We start from the raw sequence: 20,301 nt of genomic DNA on the forward strand, positions 1-20,301 counted from the left end.
CCGTTTCGGGACAAGCGCGACAGGGATCCCGCCATGCTTCGAAACCGTTGGCGCTCAAACATACATGGTCAGTAAGTGATCTAGCGCTCTAGACGCTTTTGCGCCGTCGGCGTGTTGCTGCTTGGAATCCGTCGCGTTGGTGTGTAACGCTTTTTGATGCGCGCGGAACGTGCGCACAACCGAATATGGCCCGGCGGGCCGCCCGTCCATCGCCAAACAGATCGGCGGCCCGCCTCACACAAACCTTGGAAGGAAACCCTCCATGGTCTCTGTCAGCGTACGCCAGAATCGGCCCGAGCCGGTAGAGCGAAACTCGCACTCGTACCCGCATCCCGACAACCCCGGCCTGATCGAGCAGGCGGGCGGCTTCTACGACTGGGCGGGCCGCCGCCTGTTCCTGGTCGACGGCTCACCCGATCCGGGCACGCCCGGTGCGTATCGGTACCAGACCCGCCCCGACCTGTGCGACCTCGAAGCACCCGACTCCGACCCCGCATCGCCTCGCTACGAGCCGCCCCACCTGCGGCACCAGCCCGGCGACACCTGGGAGATCGGCGGCAAGCCCGCAGACCCCGACGACCCCGGCCCCTACGGCACGCCCGGCTGGCGTCAGGACCGCCGCACCGGCCGCCATCGCCGCGACGAACTCCCCGACCCCGTCCCGCCGTGGGAGACCGACGAACACGACCAGGTCGAAGCCACTCCATCCCGCACCGAGGCCGACCGGCCCTCGCCGCACCGCCGCCACCGCACCGAGGAGGAGCCCTTCCGGTTCTCGAACCTGCGCGAGGAGGCCTGGGGCCGCTGGCTGGTCGACTCCGCGCCCCTCGCCGCCGCCCACCACCGCACCGGCGGCACCGCCGAAGGCGGACCGTTCATCGCCGCCGTCCTGCGGTTCCTGCGCTGGATCGTCGCGCTCGTCAAAGGCCCCGAGGCGCAACCGCCCACGTCCCCGGGTGAGGAGTCCGCCGTGAGCCTTCGCGCCGTTCCTCGCAACCGGCCCGCACCGTCGGGAAACCATGCCTCGCCTTATCTCCTGCAATGGGAACGGCGCTTCGACCGGCTCCACCCGCTGAGCGGGAGCGTCCTGTGAGCCGCTTCCGCCGCGTCCCGCGCCAGGTGCGCCGCCGCTACCTCGCCGCGCTCGCCGTGCTCCCCCTGCTCGTCGACGAACCGGACACCGATCCGAACGGGCTGCCGGTCCTGGCCGTCGAGCGCATCGGCGGCCGCCGGGCCCGGTTCTCCGCGCCGCTCGGCCAGCCGCGCCTGCGCGTCACCTTCGCCGACACCGACCCGGCCGTCCTCGGCTCGGTCATCGGCCTCGACGGCGACCGCCCCGAACTGCGCGTGTCCACCCCGATCCACATGGACTGGGCCGCCGCGAACACGGCCGCGGTCATCGCCGCCGCCACCCGCGCCTGGGCTGCGCACCAACGGCACTGCGAGCGCTGAAGTCCGACCGCTCGCCTTCCGGCGCGATGGCGGGCGGGGCCGTGCGCAGTCCCGTCCGCCACCTCCAGTCCAGTCGACCGAGCGGCTCCACCGCTTTCAAAGCGTCTCTGCCGCGTCAGTCGCTGGGCGCGGCTGCTCGGTATGCCGCTTCGAGCCGCTCCAGAGGGCCGGGGCCGTCGCGGTCGACGGGCGGGGCTCCGAGGTGGCGCACGCGCAGTTCGTCCATCAGCTCGGCGATGAACGCGGGCCCCTCGGCGCGCATGAGTTCCTGGCGGGTGCGCAGCTCAGGGGTGCCCTCGCGCCAGTCCAGGCCCCAGTTGCCGAGCGCGAACAGGATCGGGAGGGTCTGGATGCCCGCCTCGGTGAGGCTGTAGCGGGCGCGCTGGCCGCGCACGGCGTCCTCCTTGGTGAGGATGCCCGCGGCGACGAGCTTCTTCAGCCGGTCGCTGAGGATGTTGGACGCGATGCCCTCGATCGAGCCGGTGAGCAGCTCGCGGAAGTAGCGGCGGTCGCCGAAGACCATGTCGCGCAGCACCAGGAACGACCAGTGGTCGCCGAGGGCCTCCACGGCCGCGTTGATCGCGCACCCGGACCTCGGCTCCGAGGCCGCTCCTCGAGTCATCTCCGACCCCTCCTTGACACCGCCGGACACCACCGCTTACGGTAGTGATTGCATTTTACAATCACTTTGAAGGAGAAGCAATGGGCCAGGTACGAGTCGATCTCAACATCTCCCTCGACGGCTACGCCTCGACCACCGATCAGACCCCCGAGGACCCGATCGGCCAGGACTGGAACCGTCTCGTCGCGGCCTACGCCGCGACGCGGACCATGCAGGAGCGCGTCTTCGGTCAGACCGGCAAGGGCACCACCGGAGTCGACGAGCAGTACGCCGCCGCCTACTTCGAAGGCGTCGGCGCCGAGATCATGGGCGCGGGCATGTTCGGGCTCCACGCCCACCCCGGCGACCCCGACTGGCAGGGCTGGTGGGGGTCGAACCCGCCGTTCGGGTTCCCGGTCTTCGTGCTCACCCACGAGGAGCGGCCGTCACTGGAGATGGAGGGCGGCACCACCTTCCACTTCGTCCGGACCTCCGCCGAGGAGGCCCTCGAACGCGCCAGGGAAGCCGCGGGCGATCTCGACGTGCGCATCGGCGGCGGCGTGCGGACCGTGCGGTCCTACCTGGCGGCGGGCCTGGTCGACCGGCTCCACGTCGGGATCGCGCCGATCCTGCTCGGCCGCGGCGAGAACCTGTGGGCCGAGCTGCGCGAACTCGAGCGCGGCTACACGGTGACCAGCGAGACCGCCGAGAGCGGCACCATCCACGTCACCTTCTCGCGCTGAACCGCCACCCATCTGAGAGCGACACCGAGCCCGCCCGGGCCGGGGCGGCCGGTCGCTCTACTCGTAGGCGAGGTACCGGCCCGGCTTGTCAGGCTCCTCGACCGTGAAACGCAGTTGGAGACCGGCGCGTTCGATCATGCCGACCTGTTGGGTGAACAGTTCACTGGTGACGATGAGATGGCCCCTCAGGCTCCAGTCCTTCGCCGGCCAGGTCCGAAGCACGTCGAGCAGCGCGCGATCGGTCGCCGTTTCCAGCCGTGATCTGCGAACCCAGAAGTAGACCGCCGCTTCGTAGTCCTCCCATCGACGGTCGCCGACCGGAGTGATGCGGGCGCCGGCGAACGAGCGCGCGTCGGTCGGCATGAAGTAGACGCAGCCGAGACACTCCGTCTCGGCCGGGTCCATCACCGTGTAGGTGAAGGCTCGGCGCTCGGCGTGCCGCCGCTCGAGCATCTCCAAGTCCTCGCGATTGGCCTCGACGGTGAAGTCGTCCGCGGGCCAGCCCGTCTGTTCCCACCCGCGCAGGTACTCCCTGCTCTCCATGACGGCCGCGTAGTCCGGCTCGGCGTCGGCGGCCGTGATCGGCCGGAGGATGAAGTCGTCGGTCGTCAGGCCCTCGGGGACGTTCTCGTCCGTCATCGTGAAAGGCATGGGTTCCTTCCCGCTCGTCGGCTGACGTTCAGGATAGGGGCCGGTGCCCTGGCTGTCAGTCGCGTTTCATGTCAGCGAGATCCAATGACCAGGCGACCGCAAGCGCGTCCGCTTCTCCAGGGCTCACCGTGCGGCATCGGCGAGGGCGGCCGACCGGGTCCTGCTGACGGAGCCGCATCGACAAGTCGGCCGGGAGGGGTCCTGGCGGCGCTGTCGGTGGTTCACCCGCGATGAACCCGGAGGCCGCGCATGTCCCCTGCTCCCTCGATGTCCCATGTCCCGACTCGCGTGGGCTGGGCGGCGTTCGTGGCGGGCTCATGCCGATGAATTCGCGCCGCTCGTTCGGTCATAATCTGCGACGAACGAGATTGGAGACCACAGTCCATGACTGAGCGAGAGACCGCTGTCCCGCGACCGGGCCGCCGAGCGCGGCTGTGGCAGATGATCCATCAGGAGCGGGCATCGCTGGCGTCCGACCTCGCCGGACTCGACGACGAGCAGTGGGCGACGCCGTCCCTGTGCGATGGGCTGTCAGTGCGCGAGGTGCTGGCGCACCTCACCGCGGGGGCCAGTCTCGGCCCGGCCCGGTGGATGGCCGGAGTGATCAAGTGCCGCTTCGATTTCGACAAGCAGGTGGCGATGAGGCTCGCCGAGCAGCTCGGGGATTCGGGCTCGGCGACGCTGGACCGGTTCAAGCAGGTCATCACGAGCACGACCACGGCGAACCCGCTCAAGGCGATGCTCGGCGAGGCGATCGTGCACGGCGAGGACATCCGCAGGCCGCTGGGCATCCGCCGCGACTACCCCACCGCGACGGTCACGCTGCTGGCCGAGTACTACCGCGGCTCGGACTTCGTCGTGGTCGCGAAGAAACGCGTGGCCGACCTGCGGCTGGCCGCCAGCGACGGGCCGTTCACCGCCGGTGCGGGCCCGCTCGTGTCCGGCCCGACCGTGGCGCTGATCATGGCGATGACCGGCCGCGCGGCCTACTGCGACGAACTCGAAGGCGATGGCGTCCCCCTGCTCCGAGAGCGTTGCGACACCATGTGACCGGACATCGGGGCGCAGTGGGCCGCCATCCGATGATTCGGGGCGCGACCCCCGCGAGGGCCAAGCCGACCGCCTCCGACATGCCGGGTCCGGCGCACTGCCCCCACTCGGCGAGCTCATCGATGCTGCGCGAGACCGGGCTGTATTCTTTACCGGCGGCTTTCGACAAAGGCACCGCCCGGAATGCGAACTGTCAAATTTCTGACAGTTGTTGTGCGATTCGCACAACCATTGCTGTTCGATCCTCGCCATGTCGGATCACTCGAATGGGGTAGTCCGTTCGACTCCAGCGAATTTGATCTTGAACGGAAGCCGTTGGGCTCCAACATGAGTCGCACTCCCCTTGAAACTCCTGGTTAACAAAGGAACCAGTGGGAATCAAATTCAAGTTAGTCGATCCTTTCTATCGGATGAGGGCGTCATTCTGCCAAAATGAAAAACCCGTGAAACCGTAGTGCAACGGCGCACTGAGAATCAGATCGTCAATCGCAGTGCGCCGCCCACCGGCACATGTGGGCACGGCGCACCCGAACCCTTTCTGTGGAGGTGCGTGATGCTGAAGAAGCACTGGCCCACCGAGTCCGAAATCAACACCGGCCTGGAGCAGGCCGCAGAGTGGATCGAACGGCATCGCGTCGACGGTCGGCACGCCTGGCCGATCTCCGCCGGCGGCCACCAGGCGTCGCTGTGGGGCGGCACGGTGGAAGCCGTCCGCGCGGTGGCGGCGCTGCGCGACTGCGGCCCCCGGGTCGCCTCGGCACTGGACGACGTCGACCTGCACGCCGCCGCCCAGTGGATCAAGAGCCGCCAGAACCGGGACGGCTCCTTCAACAGCGACGAGTTCGGCTTCGCCGGAGCCGAACCCACCGCCTGGGCCCTCATCGCCCTGCACGAGACCGCCGCCAAACGCGACAGCCGCGCGGTCACCGCCGCTCTGCACTACCTGGAGTCGTGCGTCGACCGCCACAAGGGCTCCGTCTCCTCCACCCCCGACGACGACGAGCTCCCGCGCACCCTGCCCTCCGCCCTGACCCTGTGGGCCTTCGCGCTCTGGCGTCACCGCAAGGACCTCCGCGACAAGATCATCACCTACCTCATGCAGTGCCAGGACAACGAGAGCCACGGCTGGGGCGTCACCGGCGTCGCCTCTCCGAACGCGGCGACCACCGCACAGGTCCTCGTCGCGTTCCACGCCGCCGGAGTCGCGTTCGACCAGTTCCGACCGGCCGTCCGATACCTGATCGGCAAGCAGCACGACGAAGGATGGTGGCCCAACAGCATCGACGAGTGGCACACCCCGCACGACCGGGCCTCGGTGCAGCTGACCCACAAGTGCGTGAACAGCGGCACCGCGTGGTGCCTCCTCGCGCTCGCGCCGCTGGAGGACCGCGACTCGCGTTCGGCGTGCCTCCGGGCCGTCCGCCATCTGCTCGGGAAGCAGTCGCACGCCGCGGGGACCGGCGGCTCCTGGGCGCTGTGGGACGACAATGCGCGGCGGCACGTGTGGCTGACGTGCCAGATCGTCGTCGCGCTGGTGGCGTGGCACGACGGCCTCCCGAAGCAGGGGATCCACCGAAAGGGCCTGCGGAACGCGCTCCACCGCGGCCTGGACGCCCTCCTGAACCGGGCTCCGCTGATCTCGGCGCTGGGCGTGCTCGGCACGGTGACCGCCCTGTCCATCGACACCGCCGATCCGGCTTTCCGGGAACGGCTCATCGGCGACGGCACCTCGTTCCGGCAGAACCTGCTGACCTCGGGCCTGACGACGGCCGCCGTCGGGGCGGTCTCGTGGTTCTGCCGCGGCCTGCGCGACTGGCGCTCGCGCCGCGGACGGCAGTGAGCAGGCACACACACATCGACGCAACCGCGGGCCCCGGCGGCACGTGTCTCTAAGGAGCAGGCGCCGACCGGCGCTTCGCAGACCGGCCTCATGTGGTGTCCGCTCACTACAATGCCGGACGGGTCCGACAACGGTCCCTTCCGGATGCCACTGCGGCTCCGGCATACCCCACGCGCCGCCGTTGAGCGCGGATCAGCTCACGGCGGTCGCGCGATCCTCTTGAACAGGAGTTTCATGTCCATCCTCAAGTCCAAGTCCCTGCGCGGCGTCGCCGTGGCCGGTGTCGCCACCGGAATCGTCGCCGCCTGGGCCGGCTCGGCCTCCGCCCAGGGCACGGTCATCGTCGCCGAGGCGACCATCTACCTCCCTTCGGCCGTGGTCGTCGGCTCCAACCCCGTGGAGCTCACGATGACCCCCACCACCGACGAGGCCGTCAACAACTCGGTCGTCACCCTCACTCCCGACGACCCCACGGTCCTCGACTTCAACCCGGCGGGCGACGACCGCTGCGTCGACGGCGACGCGGGCACCCTCGTCTGCACCATCGACGGCGTCCTCCCGGCCGACGGCGCGACCCTCAACCTCAGCGCGGACGTCCTGGAAGGCGCGAACGAGGAGTCCGACCTGGGCTTCGGCCTGGTGTTCTCCGCCGACGACGTCGAGTCCGCCACGATGCACACCGGTCTGGCCCTCGGCTCGACCGACCTGGTCGACAACCCGGCGCCGGAGCCCGAGGAGCCGACCGAGGAACCCTCAGACGAGCCGAGCGACGACCCCTCCGAGGACGAGGGCGACGACGCTGAGCCCACCGATGACGCCCAGGAGCAGCTGCCGGCCACCGGTGGCAACACCGGCATCATGATCGGCGCCGCCGCCGCGGTGGCCCTCGCCGGTGTCGGCGCGGTCCTGATCGCCCGTCGGCGCAAGGCCGCCGAGGGCTGGGAGTAACCGAGCACTCCGCCTGAACACGACGGCCCGCCGCACCTTCCGGTGCGGCGGGCCTTCTCGTCCCCGCAACTCAAATCGAATCCACATAGGTCACTACGAAGCCGATGCAGGGCACCAGGTAGGCGCAGGCGACGACGGTGATCGCGGGAAAGGTCGGGCGGTCCTTCAGCAGGCAGCGGTACAGCACCAGCAGCACCGGAGCGGCGACCAGGTGCAGCGGGACGAGCGAGGCGTCGATGACCTCGTCGGCCAGCGCGAAGACGAGGGCGAGCACCGCGCTGCCCGTCCACAGCGCGAAACCGAGCTCGAAGGTCGCGCGCCGCCCCAGGGCCACCGCCACCGTCGGGATCCCCGCGCCCTCGTCCGCGTCGCGGTCGGCCGACGTCGTCGGCAGGTACAGCGCGGCGGCGGCCATCACGCCGATGACCGCGATCGGCCACGGGAAGCCTTCGGGCGTGCCGGAGACGGCCGTCCAGCCGCCGAGCGGCCCGAGCACCCCGATGACGGCGTTGGCCGCCAGATCGGCCCCCGGCCTGCCCTTCAGCCGGACGGGCGGCGCGCTGTAGGCCCAGCCGAGCAGCACGACGCAGGCGGTGCCGAGCGCGAAGAACGGGCCCAGCGGCAGGGAGGCGGCCACGGTCAGCGCGCTCGCCGCCGCGGCAACGGCGAGGGCGCCGCGCGGCGTCATCCGGCCCGCGACCAGGGGCGCGCCGGCCTTTCGGGGATTGCGGCGATCGGTGGGCAGGTCGTGCGCGTCGTTGACGGCGAGCACGGCGAGCCACAGCAGCGGGCCGGTGACGAGGCAGGCGAGCGCCAGTTCGGCGATCTCCGCTCCACGAGGGACGACGCGGTGCGTCGCGAGGACGAAGCCGATCTCCATCATCACGGCCGAGGCGATCCAGAAGCGGGGCCTGGAGATCGCCAGCACGTCGCGGATCAGCCGCCGGGGATCGGCTCGTGCGGGGCGTTCGGGGGCCTGCGTCGCGCTCATGGGCCCAGTCTCGGTTCGGCTCGGGGCCGGCGCCTCCCTCTGCGAGGCGAAGCGACTCCCCCGTCCGAGGGAGCGCCGCCGGATTCGGCCGCGGGCGGGCGCCACCGAGCCCGGTAGGGTCTGCCCTACCTACAAGACGCCTGGTCACAGGCTCGAATTCGGCCTCGGGTCTTTCTAGATTTGAGGCATGAAGAAGACATTCAAGCAGCTGGGCATCGACACGGCCTACCTCCTCTCGTCCTTTCCCATCGCGCTTCCCGCGTTCGTCATCGCCGTCACCGGTTTCGCCCTCGGCATCGGCACCGCCGTCATCTGGGTCGGAGTGCCGGTCCTGGCGGCGACGCTGCTGGCCATGCGCGGTCTCGCGGCCGCCGGCCGGGCCCAACTGCCGGCCGTCACCGGCCAGGAGATCGCGACGCCCCGCTACAAGCGGGCCCCGGCCGGCGCCTCGGGCATGCGCCGCTTCCTCACCGCGGTCACCGACGGCCAGTCCTGGCTGAACCTGCTGTGGGCCGTGGTCAACTTCCCGATCGCCATCGTCGGCTTCGTCCTGGCCCTCTCCTGGTGGTCCGTGACCGTCGCCTCGCTCGCCTATCCGGTCTACGGCTGGATCATCCGACGCGCCGTCGGCGGTGAAGGCGACGGGCTCGAGCACGCCACCAGGTGGCTCGGCTGGGGCGATTCGTACCTCGCCGTCTCGGCCCTCACGCTCGTCGGCGGCGTCGTCATGGCCCTGCTCCTGCCGCTGATCCTGCGCGGCGCGGCGCTCATGCAGGCCGGCATCGGCCGCGGCCTGCTCGCCTCGCTTCCCGAGCTCGAGGCCCCGGAGAGCCGCGACGACCTCGAGCGGCGCATCAGCACGCTCGACGACGAGCTCACCCGGGTGCGCTCGCAGCTGAGCGTCGCCACCGAAGCGCGTTGAGCCGCGGTCATTCCACGCGAAAGGCTTCCGGATTCGTCCGGGAGCCTCTCGGTGCTCAGTCGTCGGCCTCCAGGGTGCCGGTCTCGGCTTCGAGCTGGAAGAGCCTGTCGAGCGCCGCGAGCCCGTAGACGTTCTCGAGCTCTTCGGCGCGGGCGAAGTCGCTGAGCAGGTCGAAGCCGTCCCTGACGCCGAGCCTCCCGAGCCGGTAGGCCGCCTCGATGCGGCCGTACCACTGGAAGCTCGGGTCGATCGCGAGCGCCGCGTACGCCTCGACACCGCTGTCGGGGCTGATCCCGTACAGCGCTTCGGCGGCGTCGATGCCCAAGTGGTAGTCCATGCTGGACTCGACGCCCTTGATCAGGCGCCACAGCGCCTGTTCGGCGTCGGCGGGGTTGTCGTCGGCGAGCTGCTCGGCGCAGATGATCCGCAGCCTGGAGGTGATCAGCGGCGCGGTGGCCAAGTGCCGGAACGCCATCGCCGCCGATCCGTGGCTGACGCGGCGCAGCATGTTGGCCGCGCTGTGGCGGACGTACTCCGAGACGGCGCTGTCGGTGACCAGCTGCATGAGCGCGATCCCGGCGGCGCCGGCGGCGCAGTCGACGAGCGCGCTCGCCGCGTCCAGGCGAAACCGGTCATCTACTGTGGAGTCGTTGGCGATCGACTGGAGCGCCTCCGAGCCCTCCTCGACGCAGTACCGTCCCATGTACTCGGCCGCCTCCAGGCGCACCTCGATGTCGACCTCGGGGGCCACGGCCACCGGCGTCAGCCGCACCACCATGTCCCGCCCGCCGAGCTCGACCAGGTCCTGGATCAGCTGGATCCTCAGCTCGGCCTCGATGCCCTCGTTCTTGATGCTGGCCACCAGGTTCCGCATCGCCCGCTCGCGTCGCTCGGGCGAGCGGACGGCGCCGGAGCCGCGGGCGGCGTCGATGGTCTCGGAGATCACGCCCACCGTGTCGTCGGGCCAGAACGAACTGCGTGCCTCGATCTCCTTGGGCGGCTTCACGTTCGGGTCGTCGCGCATCTGCGCGAACTGCCTGCGCCGCTGCCAGCGGCAGGTCACCAGCGTCGCGGCCAGCGCGGGGTAGAGCAGGCCGTAACCCCAGAGCCGGCCCGTGCCGAGCAGCTCGACGACGGGCACTGGAGCGAGCACAGTGGAGAGCCGCAGTGTCCACAATTCCATTGAATGGACGGTCGCCATACGTTGAACCTCGGGTAGAAGCTTGTCCTGTCGCTGCCTGAACTTCTCGGTACGGCGCCGCCGGTCGTCTCCGGGCGTGGCCGCGTCGCAGTCGCGTCGTATTCGGCCTGGGGAGTCGACGGTCGAGTGCCGGGGCCACAGATTTTAGACCCTGTGCGGGTTCGGTCGGTGCACCGGGTGTGCGACTGACCGTAACCTGCCCGCATGGAGACACTGTACGAGGCGGTCGGAACCCCCGTCCGCGGCGTGGCGTCCACCGCCTTGACGGCGCCGGGTCGAGCGGCGAGGCGCCGGTGGGGGCACGCGGTGAACGAACTCCCCTGACGGTGCTCCAGCGCGGGCGGGCCGGCGGGCGCGGCCCGCGGCTCGACCTGCCGGCGGCGGCGCCGCGAAGAAGGCCGAACGGGAACATCAGGGGCGACTCCGGGGCGATCCGGGACTCGGCGTGGCCGCACCGCCGCCGCGAGGTGCACCGAGCGGCGATCACGTGGTACCAAGGGGGAGGTGTGCCGCTGTACGATCGACACATCCCGGTGAAGACCGGTGGACACGTTCACCACCACTTTCAGCCCACCAGAGCAGACGAGGCCATAGAGAGCGATGAGTTACCCGCCCCCCGGAGGCTACGACCCGCAGCAGTACCACGTGTCGGGCCCTCCGTCCCAGCCCAGCGATCCGTACTCACAGGGCTACAACACTCCGCCGCCTCCGCCTCCCGGCTACAACCCGGGCACCGGGCAGTACCCCAACGCGACGCCGCCCATCGGCGTGCAGCCGGGCTACCCGTCGGGTCCCCCCGGCGTCCCGCCCTCGCCGCTGCCGCCGCCGATCCCGCCGGCCAACAACGGCTCGAACCTGGGGATCGTCCTGGGCGTCATCGTCGGCCTGGTGGTGCTCCTCGGCATTGCCGCGGTGCTGATCGTGCCGGGAATGCTCGAGGACGACGACGAGGGCTCGAACGAGGCCGGCGACGGCACCACGAGCGAGCCCGCGGAAGAGGAGTCGCCGTCCCCGGAGACCGAGGAGTCGCCGTCCCCCGAGCAGAGCGATGACACCGGCGGGGAAGAGGAGACCGGCGGCGACTCGTACGACTGGGGGGCGGCCGTCAACTCCGACGACTACGACCCCAACACGCCCCAAGGCGTCGGGATCTCCTGGGAGATCGCCGTCGACGACGGCGACATGGACGCGCTGGCCGCGCTGATGTGCTCGAACCCCTCCGAGGACCTGCAGTGGGACTACGAGTGGGAGGTCGAGAACAACACCGCCGCGAACTACGACTTCCTCATCTGGAGCGTGGCGAAGGCGGAACAGAACGGCGAGGTCGAGGTCTGGGCCGGCTGGACGTGGGACGACACCGCTCCGGCCGACCAGGATGACATCGACGAGGGCGGCGGCCAGTACTACACCGTCGTCGAAGAGGACGGCACGTGGAAGGTGTGCGACATCGCCTACTGACGGCTTGAGCGAACGGCCGCGCCCGCATCTCCGCAAGGAGGCGCGGGCGCGGCCCTTTCATTGCCGGGAAAGTTGTCCACAGGCACTGCGCAGGTGATACGAGCGATATGCCGGAAGTTATCCACAGGGCGAAAATCAATTCTTGACGGAGAGTGCCCATGCGGTGACACTCGTTTCATGCTTCAGATACCCGTGTACCGCACCGCCACGGCGCCCGCGCCCGCCACGACCGGCACAGGTCTGCGCGAGCGCTTCGAGGCCGCCTTCGAATCCGATTTCAGCGCCGTCGCCACCGGCCGCACCGCCGCGTGGATCCACGGCTTCGACGTCCTGCCGCCGGGGCTCGGGGAGCGCGAATGGCCGGTCGAGTGCGCCTTCGACCTGCCCGAATCCGAGACCACGGTCGTCGACGGGCTGCCGGTCACCCAGCGCTGCCGCACCCTCGTCGACTGCGCGGCCGAGCTGCCGCGGCTCGAGGCCGTCGCGGCGGCCGACCGGTTCCTGCGGGCCGGGATCGACTCGCACGGGCTGGCCTCCGCGCTCGAACGGCTCCACGGCGACCGGCTGCGGCGCGCGAACGCGACGCTGCTGGCGGCCGATCCGCGGGCCGAGTCGCCCATGGAGTCCTGGACGCGGTGCCTGATCGCCGACGCGGGGTTCCCCGCGCCCACGCCGCAGCTGCGCGTCAGGACGCCGGGAGGGCGCTCGGCGTTCCTCGACCTGGGCTGGCAGGAGTGGAAGGTCGGCGTGGAGTACGACGGCATGGCGGCGCACGTGGGGCTCGCCGCCGCGACGAGCGACCGGCGGCGGCACCGGACACTGCGGGGCCTGGGCTGGGAGGTGATGGTGCTGACGGCGGCCGATGTGATGGAGCGGCCGCGCTCGTGGCTGATCGGCCTGCGCGAGGCGCTGCTGGCGCGGGGCTGGGGGCCGGACCTGTCGGCGCTGCACGACATCGGCGCCCGCATCGACGCCGTCGACTCGGCGATGAGCCGCGCGTGAGCGGCGGGGGCGCCGCCTCGCGGGCCGACGGCCGCTCGGCGGAAGGGCCCCTCCGAGGGCCGCGGAGCCGGTCGCTCGGGCCGCGACCGCCGACCCGCCCGTGAGGGGAAGGGGGTGTCCGCAGCCCGCATCGACCGAAACCGCTCCCGAGCACGGTGAACGAGAGGAGTCCCATCGCCGCGACGCTCCCAGAACCTGAGAAGCCGCACCAGGACGACGGGCCACCGACCGCCGCGGACCGGAGGAGGCGCGCCCGCGTTTCCCGGCCGCCGCAGGCCGCCCGTGGGCGCTCGGAGCATCACCCGGCCGTGTCCTACGCCATCGAGCGCAGGTGAGGAGGTTTCCCGCCGATCACGATACGATCGGGGCGAGCATTGTTCGAGCCCTGACGCGGCATTGCTGGAAGCGGTACAGCCGAAGCCGGATCGCCTCCGCGCGCCGGCCGGGGCAGTCTGGCGGGAGTACACGTGTCGGAAGCGTCCTTCACCGGGTTCGCGCACCCAGCGCTTCCCACGGTGGAAGAGATCCGGGCCTGGGCGCTCGATCCGTCCTCCGTCGCCCCCGAAGGCCGTCACTGGGACCTGACGCTGGCCACGGACGAGCTCGCCGACACCTGGCTCGAACTCGCCGGTGACGCGACCTGCCCGAAGCGCTCCTTCGCCCTGCACGTCCTCTACATCTACTCGGGCGACGCGGTGCGCACGAAGTTCCGCGTCCACACCCGCAAACGCGTCGACAAGCTGCTCGAGAAGGCGCAGGGGTCGCGGGACCAGTATGTTGGACTGTGGGCCGCCAACACCAAAGCGCTCATCCGCCAGCCGGACCTGTTCGACTACGACGAGTGGTGCAACGGCGGGCTCGTGCGCAGGCCCCGACGGCTCAGCCCCGGTCCGACGAGAAGGTAACGCACATGTCCACGCCCAGCCCTGACCCGAGTATGCGCGTCTCGAACGCCGAGCGCGAGGCCATCATCGCCAAACTCCACGCCGCCACCGAAGAGGGCCGCCTCGAGCTCGACGAGTTCGCCGAGCGCTCCCGCGACGCCTACGCCGCCAAGACCTACGGCGATCTCGAGCACCTGCTCGCCGACCTGCCGGACACCACCGGCCGCTTGGCCGTGCCCGAGGCCGGCTCGCACGAGCTCCGCCGCGCCGCCGACGCCCCGGCCGAGCTCGTCCTGACGCCCAAGGCGTCCTCGCTGCAACGCAAGGGCGAATGGCTGGTGCCCCGGCGCATCAAGGTCAACGCCAAGGCCAGCACGGTCAAGCTCGACTTCAGGCACGCGGTGATCGGCACGCGCGAGGTCGACATCGACGTCGACGACATGGCCTCCTCGATCGAGATCGTCCTGCCCAGCGGCGCTTACGCGGAGGACCATGTCGAGATGTGGGCCAGCAGCGTCAGCAATCTGTGCGAGTACAAAGGAATGAACGGCTTGCGGTTCAACGTGACCGGCAAGTCCAAGGCCGGCTCGATCAAGATCCGATTCGAGCGCCGCTTCCTGTGGTGGCGCTGGTAGCCGTCCGCCTTCCGGCGGGGGCCGCGAATGCGGGCCGGACAAGAGCGGCGAACCGCCCGAATCCGGCCGAGCGGAGGCGCCGTTTCCCTGCGGCGCACCGAGCGGCCGCCCGCGAGACGAGCTCCGTGTCGGCCGTGTGAACAGCGGCCGAACGTCCAATGTCACAGACATGTAACAGTATCGATCTGGCCCGAGTTTCTCCTTATATGAGGGTTTACAGCGAGTCGTGCTCACAATAGGCTCGCTTTCGTGCGCCGCTTCTACCCTGCGCGGCGTTCGCCCCCTTTGAGAGGAGCTCATCGAATGGGATCTTCGTCCCCCCATTTTCCTGGAAGACGCGCAAGACCGCGCGTCAGAGCCGGGACCAGGATCACACTGGCGGCGGCGACCGTCCCAGTAGTGGTCGCCGGACTCGTCACCGCGGCCGTCCCCGCCGCCGCCGAGCCCCCCGCGCTCCCCGAAGTCACGCCCGACTACCACAAGGAAGCGCCGGCGCAGGGCGTCGAGTACACCGACGGCTACTACATGGTCCAGCTCGCCGAGGCCCCCGTCGCCACCTATGAGGGCGGCGCCTCGGGACTCGACGCGACCGCGCCCGAATCCGGCGAGACCATCGACTTCGAGTCCGCCGAGGTCGAGGAGTACCGCGACTACCTCGACGAGGAGCGGAACGGCGTCCTCGACCAGTTCGGCATCGAGCCCGTCGCCGAGTACGACACGGTCTTCTCCGGCTTCGCCGCCGAGCTGACGGCCGAGGAGGCCGAGAAGCTCGCGGCCAGCGAGCAGGTCGCCTCCGTCGTGCCCGACCGGATCTACCAGCTCAACACCTCCACCACCCCCGAATTCCTGGGCCTCGACGGCAAGTGGGGCGGCGCCTGGGAGTCCCAGTTCGGCGACCCCGAGCACGCCGGTGAGGGCGTCATCGTCGGCGTCCTGGACACGGGCGTCTGGCCCGAGAACCCGTCCTTGCAGCCGCTGCCCGAGCCCCGCCCGGACCAGGAGATCATCGACGCCAAGTGGAACGGCGAGTGCGTCGAGGGCGAGGACGAGGACCCCGCGAACAACATCACCTGCAACAACAAGCTGATCGGCGCCCGCTGGTTCGACGCGCGCGGCGTCTCGGCCGACGGTTACGCCTCGCCGCGCGACCAGGACGGCCACGGCACCCACACCGCCACGACCGCCGCGGGCAACTACGAGACCGAAGTGGTCATGGACGGCGAGGAGTTCGGCACGGTCTCGGGCATGGCCCCGGCCGCGCGCGTCGCCGCCTACAAGGTCTGCTGGGGCGGCTGCGCCGGCGCCGACCTCGTCGCGGGCATCGAGGCCGCGGTGGCCGACGGCGTGGACGTCATCAACTTCTCCATCGGCAGCCTCGGCACCGTCGAGTTCGTCGACGCGGTCTCGATCGCATTCTTCAACGCCGCCTCCTCGGGCGTCTTCGTCGCCGCCTCGGCGGGCAACAACGGCCCCGGTTCCACCGTGGACCACCAGGAGCCGTGGGTCACCACCGTCGCCGCCTCGACGCACGACCAGACCTACCGCTCGGACCTCGCCTTCGGCGACACCACGGTCCCGGTCGGCGCCATCAACGGCGCCGCCGAGTTCCCGGTCAAGCTCGCCGCCGACGCCGCGCTCGACGACGCCGACCCGGCCGAGGCCGAGGGCTGCGCCCCGGGCACGCTCGACCCGGCGAGGACCGAGGGCTTCGCGATCGTGTGCCAGCGCGGGAACCTGTTCACCGACATGGCGAACGAGGTCGCCGCCGCCGGCGGTGCGGCCTTGATCGTGCGCGATGTCGAGGACCTCGGCGACGGCTCGGTGGTCACCTCGCAGGCGGTGCCGACCATCCACATCGGCTACGACGCCGGTCTGGAGCTGGTCGACTGGATCGCCGCCGCCGAGGACCCGACCGTCTCGGTCACCACCTCGGAGCGCCAGGGGCAGGACGCGCCGGAGATGGCCGCGTTCTCCTCGGCCGGACCGGCCCTCGCGGCCGGGCAGAACATGCTCAAGCCCGACATCACCGCGCCGGGCGTGGAGATCCTCGCGGGTCTCACCCCCGAGCACAACCGCGGCAACGACTACGGCGCCGCTCAGGGCACGTCGATGGCGAGCCCGCACATCGCCGGCATGGCGGCGCTGCTGCTCTCGGCCAACCCGGAATGGTCGCCCATGGCCGTCAAGTCGGCCATGATGACCACGGCCTACCAGCGCGACACCGACTGGAACCCGATCCAGCGCGGCGGCGAGGACGCCACCCCGTTCGACTACGGGGCCGGCCACGTCGACGGCGCCGGGATGTTCGATCCGGGCCTGGTCTACGAGTCGACTCCCGAGGAGTGGATCCAGTACATCTGCGGGACCGCCGAGGCCGCGAAGGTCGGTGACAACTGCGAGACCTACGGCTCGATCGAGCCCTCGCAGCTGAACTACCCGTCGATCACGGTCGCCGAGCTGACCGGCAGCGAGACCATCACCCGGACCGTCACGAACGTGTCGGACCGCGGCGGCTTCTACAAGGCCAAGATCGACGCGCCGGAGGGCACGAAGGTCACGGTCGACAAGAAGTTCATCTGGGTCGAGCCGGGCGAGTCGGCGACCTACACGCTCACGATCGAGCGCACCGACGGCGCCTACAACGAGTGGGCGTGGGGCGACATCACCTGGCACGAGCTCGGCTCCTGGTGGGGCCGCAGCGAGGTCCGCTCCCCGATCGTCGTCAAGCCCACCTATCTGGGCGTCGCGGACGAGGTCGACCTCTCCGGCACCGCCGGCGAGACGACCCTGACGGGCACGTCCGGCTTCGACGGCACGCTGGGCGCCTCGGTGTCCGGCCTGGTGCCCTCGGAGGTCTCGACGGCCACGCTGACCGACCCCGACGGCTCGACGTTCCCCGACGAGGAGCCGGTCGAGAGCTCGCACACCGCCTCGTTCGAGTTCACGACGCCTGAGGACGCCGCCTTGATCCGCTACGCGACCTTCGAGGAGGACCATCCGGTCGGCACCGACATCGACCTGTTCGTCTACACCAAGGGCGCGGACGGCGAGTTGACCCTGGTCGACTACTCGGCCTCGGGCGGCACGAACGAGATCGTGACCCTGCCGGGCGGCCACACCTTCGTGGTGTTCGTCGACCTGTGGGGCGGCCCGGCGAGCGTCGACGCGCAGTTGCACTCCTGGACGGTGCCGAACTCGGACGAGGGCAACACGACGGTGTCCCCGGCCGAGCAGACGGTCAGCCTGAGCGGAGGGTTCGAACAGGGCCTGTCCTGGACGGGCCTGGAGGCCGGCGCCCGCTACATGGGCACGCTGAACTTCAGCGCCGACGGCGAGCCCGTCGACTCGACGATCCTGAACGTCACCACCTGAATCGACTGATCGACCGGAGCGCCCGCCGCGATGCCGCGGCGGGCGCTTCCGCGTCTCCGGGCACCGAGAGGGAAGCCGCTTCGCCCGAGCGTCGAGCGGGGCGCTTCCGCGCTGCCGGGTGAGATCCCGTTGCGGCGGCGCTTGACAGCGCGGCTCGGACCGGCTTAGGGTAGGGGCTCATTTCCCTCGAATCGCCATAAGTTACCGATAACAGAGGGAGAGCGACCCTACACATCCATGTATCTGCATGGAGCGATTGAAACAGAGGAGTCTCATGGCACCGACACGAAAACGGATCAGCCTGATCGCCGGAGCGGGAGCGGCGGCCCTCGCCGCCGCCGGGCTCGCGATCCTCATCCCCACCTCCAACGCCGCCGACGGCGTCACCGCCGACGAGGCGGCGGCCCAGCAGAACTGCGACGGCTCGGTGAGCGCACCCGGCACGCTCACCGGAGACCTGGGCGCGCACGACCCGGCGGTCGTCGTCCCCTGCGAGGACGGCGAGCCGTGGTACGTCTTCGCCACCGGCGACGGCCGGTTCGGGGACGGCACCATCCCGATCCGCAGCTCCACCGACGGCGGCACCACCTGGACCTCCCAGGGCACCATCTGGGACTCCAAGCCGCAGTGGCTCGTCGACGCCGTCCCCGGCGTCGACAACCTGTGGGCCCCCGAGGTCTACTACGACGCCGGCCAGGGCAGGTACTACATGTACTACTCGGCCTCGACGTTCGGGGACCAGCGCTCGGTCATCGGCCTGACCACCAACACCACCCTCGACCCGGCCGACCCCGACTACGAGTGGGTCGACGAGGGCCAGGTGTGGGAGTCGAACCCGGGCGACCCGTACAACGCGATCGACCCGAACATCATCGTCGGCGAGGACGGCACCCACTACATGGCCTACGGCTCGTGGTGGCAGGGCATCTTCGTGATCGAACTCGACTGGCCCTCGGGCAAGGCGGCCTCGGGCGCGAACCCGGTCAACATCGCCAACCGCGGAGGCTCGGGCATCGAGGCCCCGTCGATGGTCGAGCACGACGGGATGTACTACCTCTTCACCTCGTGGGACACCTGCTGCGCCGGAGCCGACTCGACCTACAACATCCGCGTCGGACGCTCCGAGTCGCCGACCGGCCCGTTCGTCGACGCGAACGGCGTGGCGCTGACCGACGGCGGCGGCACGCTGGTGCTCGCCGGCCACGGCGACTACGTCGCCACCGGCGGCCAGTCGATCTCCAACGGGCTCATGGCCTATCACTCCTACCACTCCGCCGGCCACTTCGACCTCGGCATCGAGGCCATCGAATGGAACGCCGACGGCTGGCCCGTCCTGGACGGGCAGTGATCGCCATGCGCGTACGCAACAGGCGCAGTGCGATCGCGGCCCTGGCCGCCGTGGCGCTCGCCGGGCTCACGAGCCTGGCGGTCGTCCACGGCGCGGGCGCCGAGGAGGCGCCGGGAGAGGTCGAGGCGGCGCAGGAGGCGGTGACGAACCCGCTGCTGCCCAACGGCGCCGACCCGTGGCTCGAGTACTGGGACGGCAACTACTACCTGTCGGCGACCACATGGGACTCGACGGTCACCATGCGGGTCTCGCCGACCCTGGCCGGGCTCTCGGACGCCCCCGCGCAGGTGGTGTGGGACGACGCGGGCACGCCGAACCGCTGCTGCTCCCACTGGGCGCCGGAGTTCCACCGCATCGACGGCACCTGGTACCTGATGTACACCTCGGGCGACTCGCAGACCAACTTCGACGGGCAGCGCCTGCACGTGCTGCGCTCGACCGGGGACACCCCCATGGGCCCCTACGAGTTCATGGGCACGCCGATGCCGGACCGGTGGAACATCGACGGCACCTACCTCGAACTGGACGGGCAGCTGTACCTGCTGTGGTCCGAGTGGGCCGGCGAGAACCAGTCGGTGTGGATCGCCGAGATGAGCGACCCGTGGACGGTGGTGCCGGGGACCGACACGGTCATCGCGCAGCCGGAGTACGACTGGGAGACCGTGGGCGGACGCGTCAACGAGGCGCCGGAGGTGCTCCAGCACGACGGCGACACGTTCGTGACGTTCTCGGCCTCGCAGTGCGCCACCGCCGACTACAAGCTGGGGCTGCTGACGTACAACGGCGGCGACCCGCTGGACAGGGCCTCGTGGCCGAAGACGCCGGAACCGGTGTTCCAGCAGGGCAACGGCGTCTACACGACCGGGCACAACGGCTTCTTCACCTCGCCGGACGGCACGGAGCACTGGCTGGTGTACCACGGGAACGACGACCCGAACGGCGGCTGCGGCTCGTCCCGCTCGACCCGCGTGCAGCCGTTCACCTTCAATGAGGACGGCACCCCGGACTTCGGGGAGCCGGTGGCGAACGGAGTGGCCCTCCCGCCCCCGTCCGGGGAGTAGGTGCCGCTCGGCGAACGCCGTGTCCCGCATGAGGACGGGGCCCATCCGTGAGGGCGGGTCCCGGTGCGGCGAGGCCGCGCCTCGTGTCCTGTGCCGCGTGCTCACGCGCGGCACAGGACACGGGGCGCGGCCCTTTTCGTTT

18 protein-coding genes are annotated in these 20,301 nt (G+C 70.4%); 14 read left to right on the forward strand and 4 right to left on the reverse strand.

Features of this window, described 5'->3' with window-relative positions; translation table 11 throughout:
• Positions 1–262: 262 nt before the first annotated feature.
• Together YWW_RS35600 and YWW_RS0100370 are read left to right on the forward strand one after the other, a co-directional pair.
• A complete protein-coding gene (locus YWW_RS35600; RefSeq protein ID WP_026928527.1) occupies positions 263–1,093 on the forward strand; it encodes a chromosomal replication initiator protein DnaA in 831 nt (276 codons plus the stop codon).
• On the forward strand, positions 1,090–1,452 hold the full coding sequence (locus YWW_RS0100370) for a hypothetical protein (protein ID WP_026928528.1): 363 nt from the start codon (positions 1,090–1,092) through the stop codon (positions 1,450–1,452). Before YWW_RS35600 ends, YWW_RS0100370 begins: the two co-directional genes overlap by 4 nt.
• A gap of 115 nt (positions 1,453–1,567) precedes the next feature.
• Here the strand turns inward: YWW_RS0100370 and YWW_RS0100375 are convergent, their stop codons facing one another.
• Positions 1,568–2,074, reverse strand: a complete 507-nt coding sequence (locus YWW_RS0100375) for a winged helix-turn-helix transcriptional regulator (RefSeq protein ID WP_026928529.1) — start codon at positions 2,072–2,074, stop codon at positions 1,568–1,570.
• 80 nt (positions 2,075–2,154) lie between these two features.
• On the opposite strand from YWW_RS0100375, the gene YWW_RS0100380 reads away from it, so the two are divergent.
• Positions 2,155–2,796: a dihydrofolate reductase family protein gene (locus YWW_RS0100380; RefSeq protein WP_026928530.1), complete on the forward strand. Its 642-nt coding sequence runs from the start codon at positions 2,155–2,157 to the stop codon at positions 2,794–2,796.
• Positions 2,797–2,853: 57 nt separating this feature from the next.
• Here the strand turns inward: YWW_RS0100380 and YWW_RS0100385 are convergent, their stop codons facing one another.
• Entirely contained in the window at positions 2,854–3,447 is a 594-nt protein-coding gene (locus tag YWW_RS0100385; protein WP_051325203.1) for a GNAT family N-acetyltransferase, read from the reverse strand.
• A gap of 384 nt (positions 3,448–3,831) precedes the next feature.
• On the opposite strand from YWW_RS0100385, the gene YWW_RS0100390 reads away from it, so the two are divergent.
• The 3 genes from YWW_RS0100390 to YWW_RS0100400 all read left to right on the forward strand — a co-directional run bounded on the left by YWW_RS0100390 (position 3,832) and on the right by YWW_RS0100400 (position 7,285).
• Positions 3,832–4,497: a maleylpyruvate isomerase family mycothiol-dependent enzyme gene (locus YWW_RS0100390; protein WP_026928532.1), complete on the forward strand. Its 666-nt coding sequence runs from the start codon at positions 3,832–3,834 to the stop codon at positions 4,495–4,497.
• Positions 4,498–5,050: 553 nt separating this feature from the next.
• Complete coding sequence (locus tag YWW_RS0100395; protein WP_026928533.1) at positions 5,051–6,337, forward strand: prenyltransferase/squalene oxidase repeat-containing protein; 1,287 nt, start codon at positions 5,051–5,053, stop codon at positions 6,335–6,337.
• 234 nt (positions 6,338–6,571) lie between these two features.
• Positions 6,572–7,285, forward strand: a complete 714-nt coding sequence (locus tag YWW_RS0100400; protein ID WP_026928534.1) for an LPXTG cell wall anchor domain-containing protein — start codon at positions 6,572–6,574, stop codon at positions 7,283–7,285.
• A gap of 70 nt (positions 7,286–7,355) precedes the next feature.
• Here YWW_RS0100400 and YWW_RS0100405 read toward each other — a convergent pair whose 3' ends face one another.
• Positions 7,356–8,276 (reverse strand): UbiA family prenyltransferase, encoded by a 921-nt coding sequence (locus YWW_RS0100405; RefSeq protein WP_026928535.1) that lies wholly within the window; start codon positions 8,274–8,276, stop codon positions 7,356–7,358.
• Positions 8,277–8,463: 187 nt separating this feature from the next.
• On the opposite strand from YWW_RS0100405, the gene YWW_RS27470 reads away from it, so the two are divergent.
• A complete protein-coding gene (locus tag YWW_RS27470) occupies positions 8,464–9,198 on the forward strand; it encodes a sensor domain-containing protein (protein ID WP_051325204.1) in 735 nt (244 codons plus the stop codon).
• 55 nt (positions 9,199–9,253) lie between these two features.
• Here the strand turns inward: YWW_RS27470 and YWW_RS0100415 are convergent, their stop codons facing one another.
• Positions 9,254–10,381: a HEAT repeat domain-containing protein gene (locus YWW_RS0100415; RefSeq protein ID WP_155829754.1), complete on the reverse strand. Its 1,128-nt coding sequence runs from the start codon at positions 10,379–10,381 to the stop codon at positions 9,254–9,256.
• Between the two features lie 618 nt (positions 10,382–10,999).
• Here YWW_RS0100415 and YWW_RS0100420 point away from each other — a divergent pair.
• The 7 genes from YWW_RS0100420 to YWW_RS27480 all read left to right on the forward strand — a co-directional run bounded on the left by YWW_RS0100420 (position 11,000) and on the right by YWW_RS27480 (position 20,159).
• Positions 11,000–11,857: a hypothetical protein gene (locus tag YWW_RS0100420; protein WP_026928537.1), complete on the forward strand. Its 858-nt coding sequence runs from the start codon at positions 11,000–11,002 to the stop codon at positions 11,855–11,857.
• A gap of 177 nt (positions 11,858–12,034) precedes the next feature.
• On the forward strand, positions 12,035–12,859 hold the full coding sequence (locus YWW_RS27475; RefSeq protein WP_051325205.1) for a PDDEXK family nuclease: 825 nt from the start codon (positions 12,035–12,037) through the stop codon (positions 12,857–12,859).
• Between the two features lie 467 nt (positions 12,860–13,326).
• Complete coding sequence (locus YWW_RS0100430; protein ID WP_051325206.1) at positions 13,327–13,764, forward strand: hypothetical protein; 438 nt, start codon at positions 13,327–13,329, stop codon at positions 13,762–13,764.
• A 5-nt stretch (positions 13,765–13,769) separates the two neighbouring features.
• Positions 13,770–14,378 carry a DUF1707 SHOCT-like domain-containing protein gene (locus YWW_RS0100435; protein WP_081687080.1) on the forward strand — a complete coding sequence of 203 codons (609 nt, stop codon included), beginning with the start codon at positions 13,770–13,772 and terminating at the stop codon, positions 14,376–14,378.
• Positions 14,379–14,777: 399 nt separating this feature from the next.
• On the forward strand, positions 14,778–17,750 hold the full coding sequence (locus tag YWW_RS37660; RefSeq protein ID WP_051325207.1) for a S8 family serine peptidase: 2,973 nt from the start codon (positions 14,778–14,780) through the stop codon (positions 17,748–17,750).
• 274 nt (positions 17,751–18,024) lie between these two features.
• Positions 18,025–19,098 carry an arabinan endo-1,5-alpha-L-arabinosidase gene (locus YWW_RS0100445; RefSeq protein ID WP_051325208.1) on the forward strand — a complete coding sequence of 358 codons (1,074 nt, stop codon included), beginning with the start codon at positions 18,025–18,027 and terminating at the stop codon, positions 19,096–19,098.
• Between the two features lie 5 nt (positions 19,099–19,103).
• Entirely contained in the window at positions 19,104–20,159 is a 1,056-nt protein-coding gene (locus YWW_RS27480; RefSeq protein WP_035698249.1) for a glycoside hydrolase family 43 protein, read from the forward strand.
• Positions 20,160–20,301: the final 142 nt, after the last annotated feature.

This window comes from Glycomyces tenuis DSM 44171 (assembly GCF_000427885.1).
Classification (GTDB): Bacteria; Actinomycetota; Actinomycetes; order Mycobacteriales; family Micromonosporaceae; genus Glycomyces; species Glycomyces tenuis.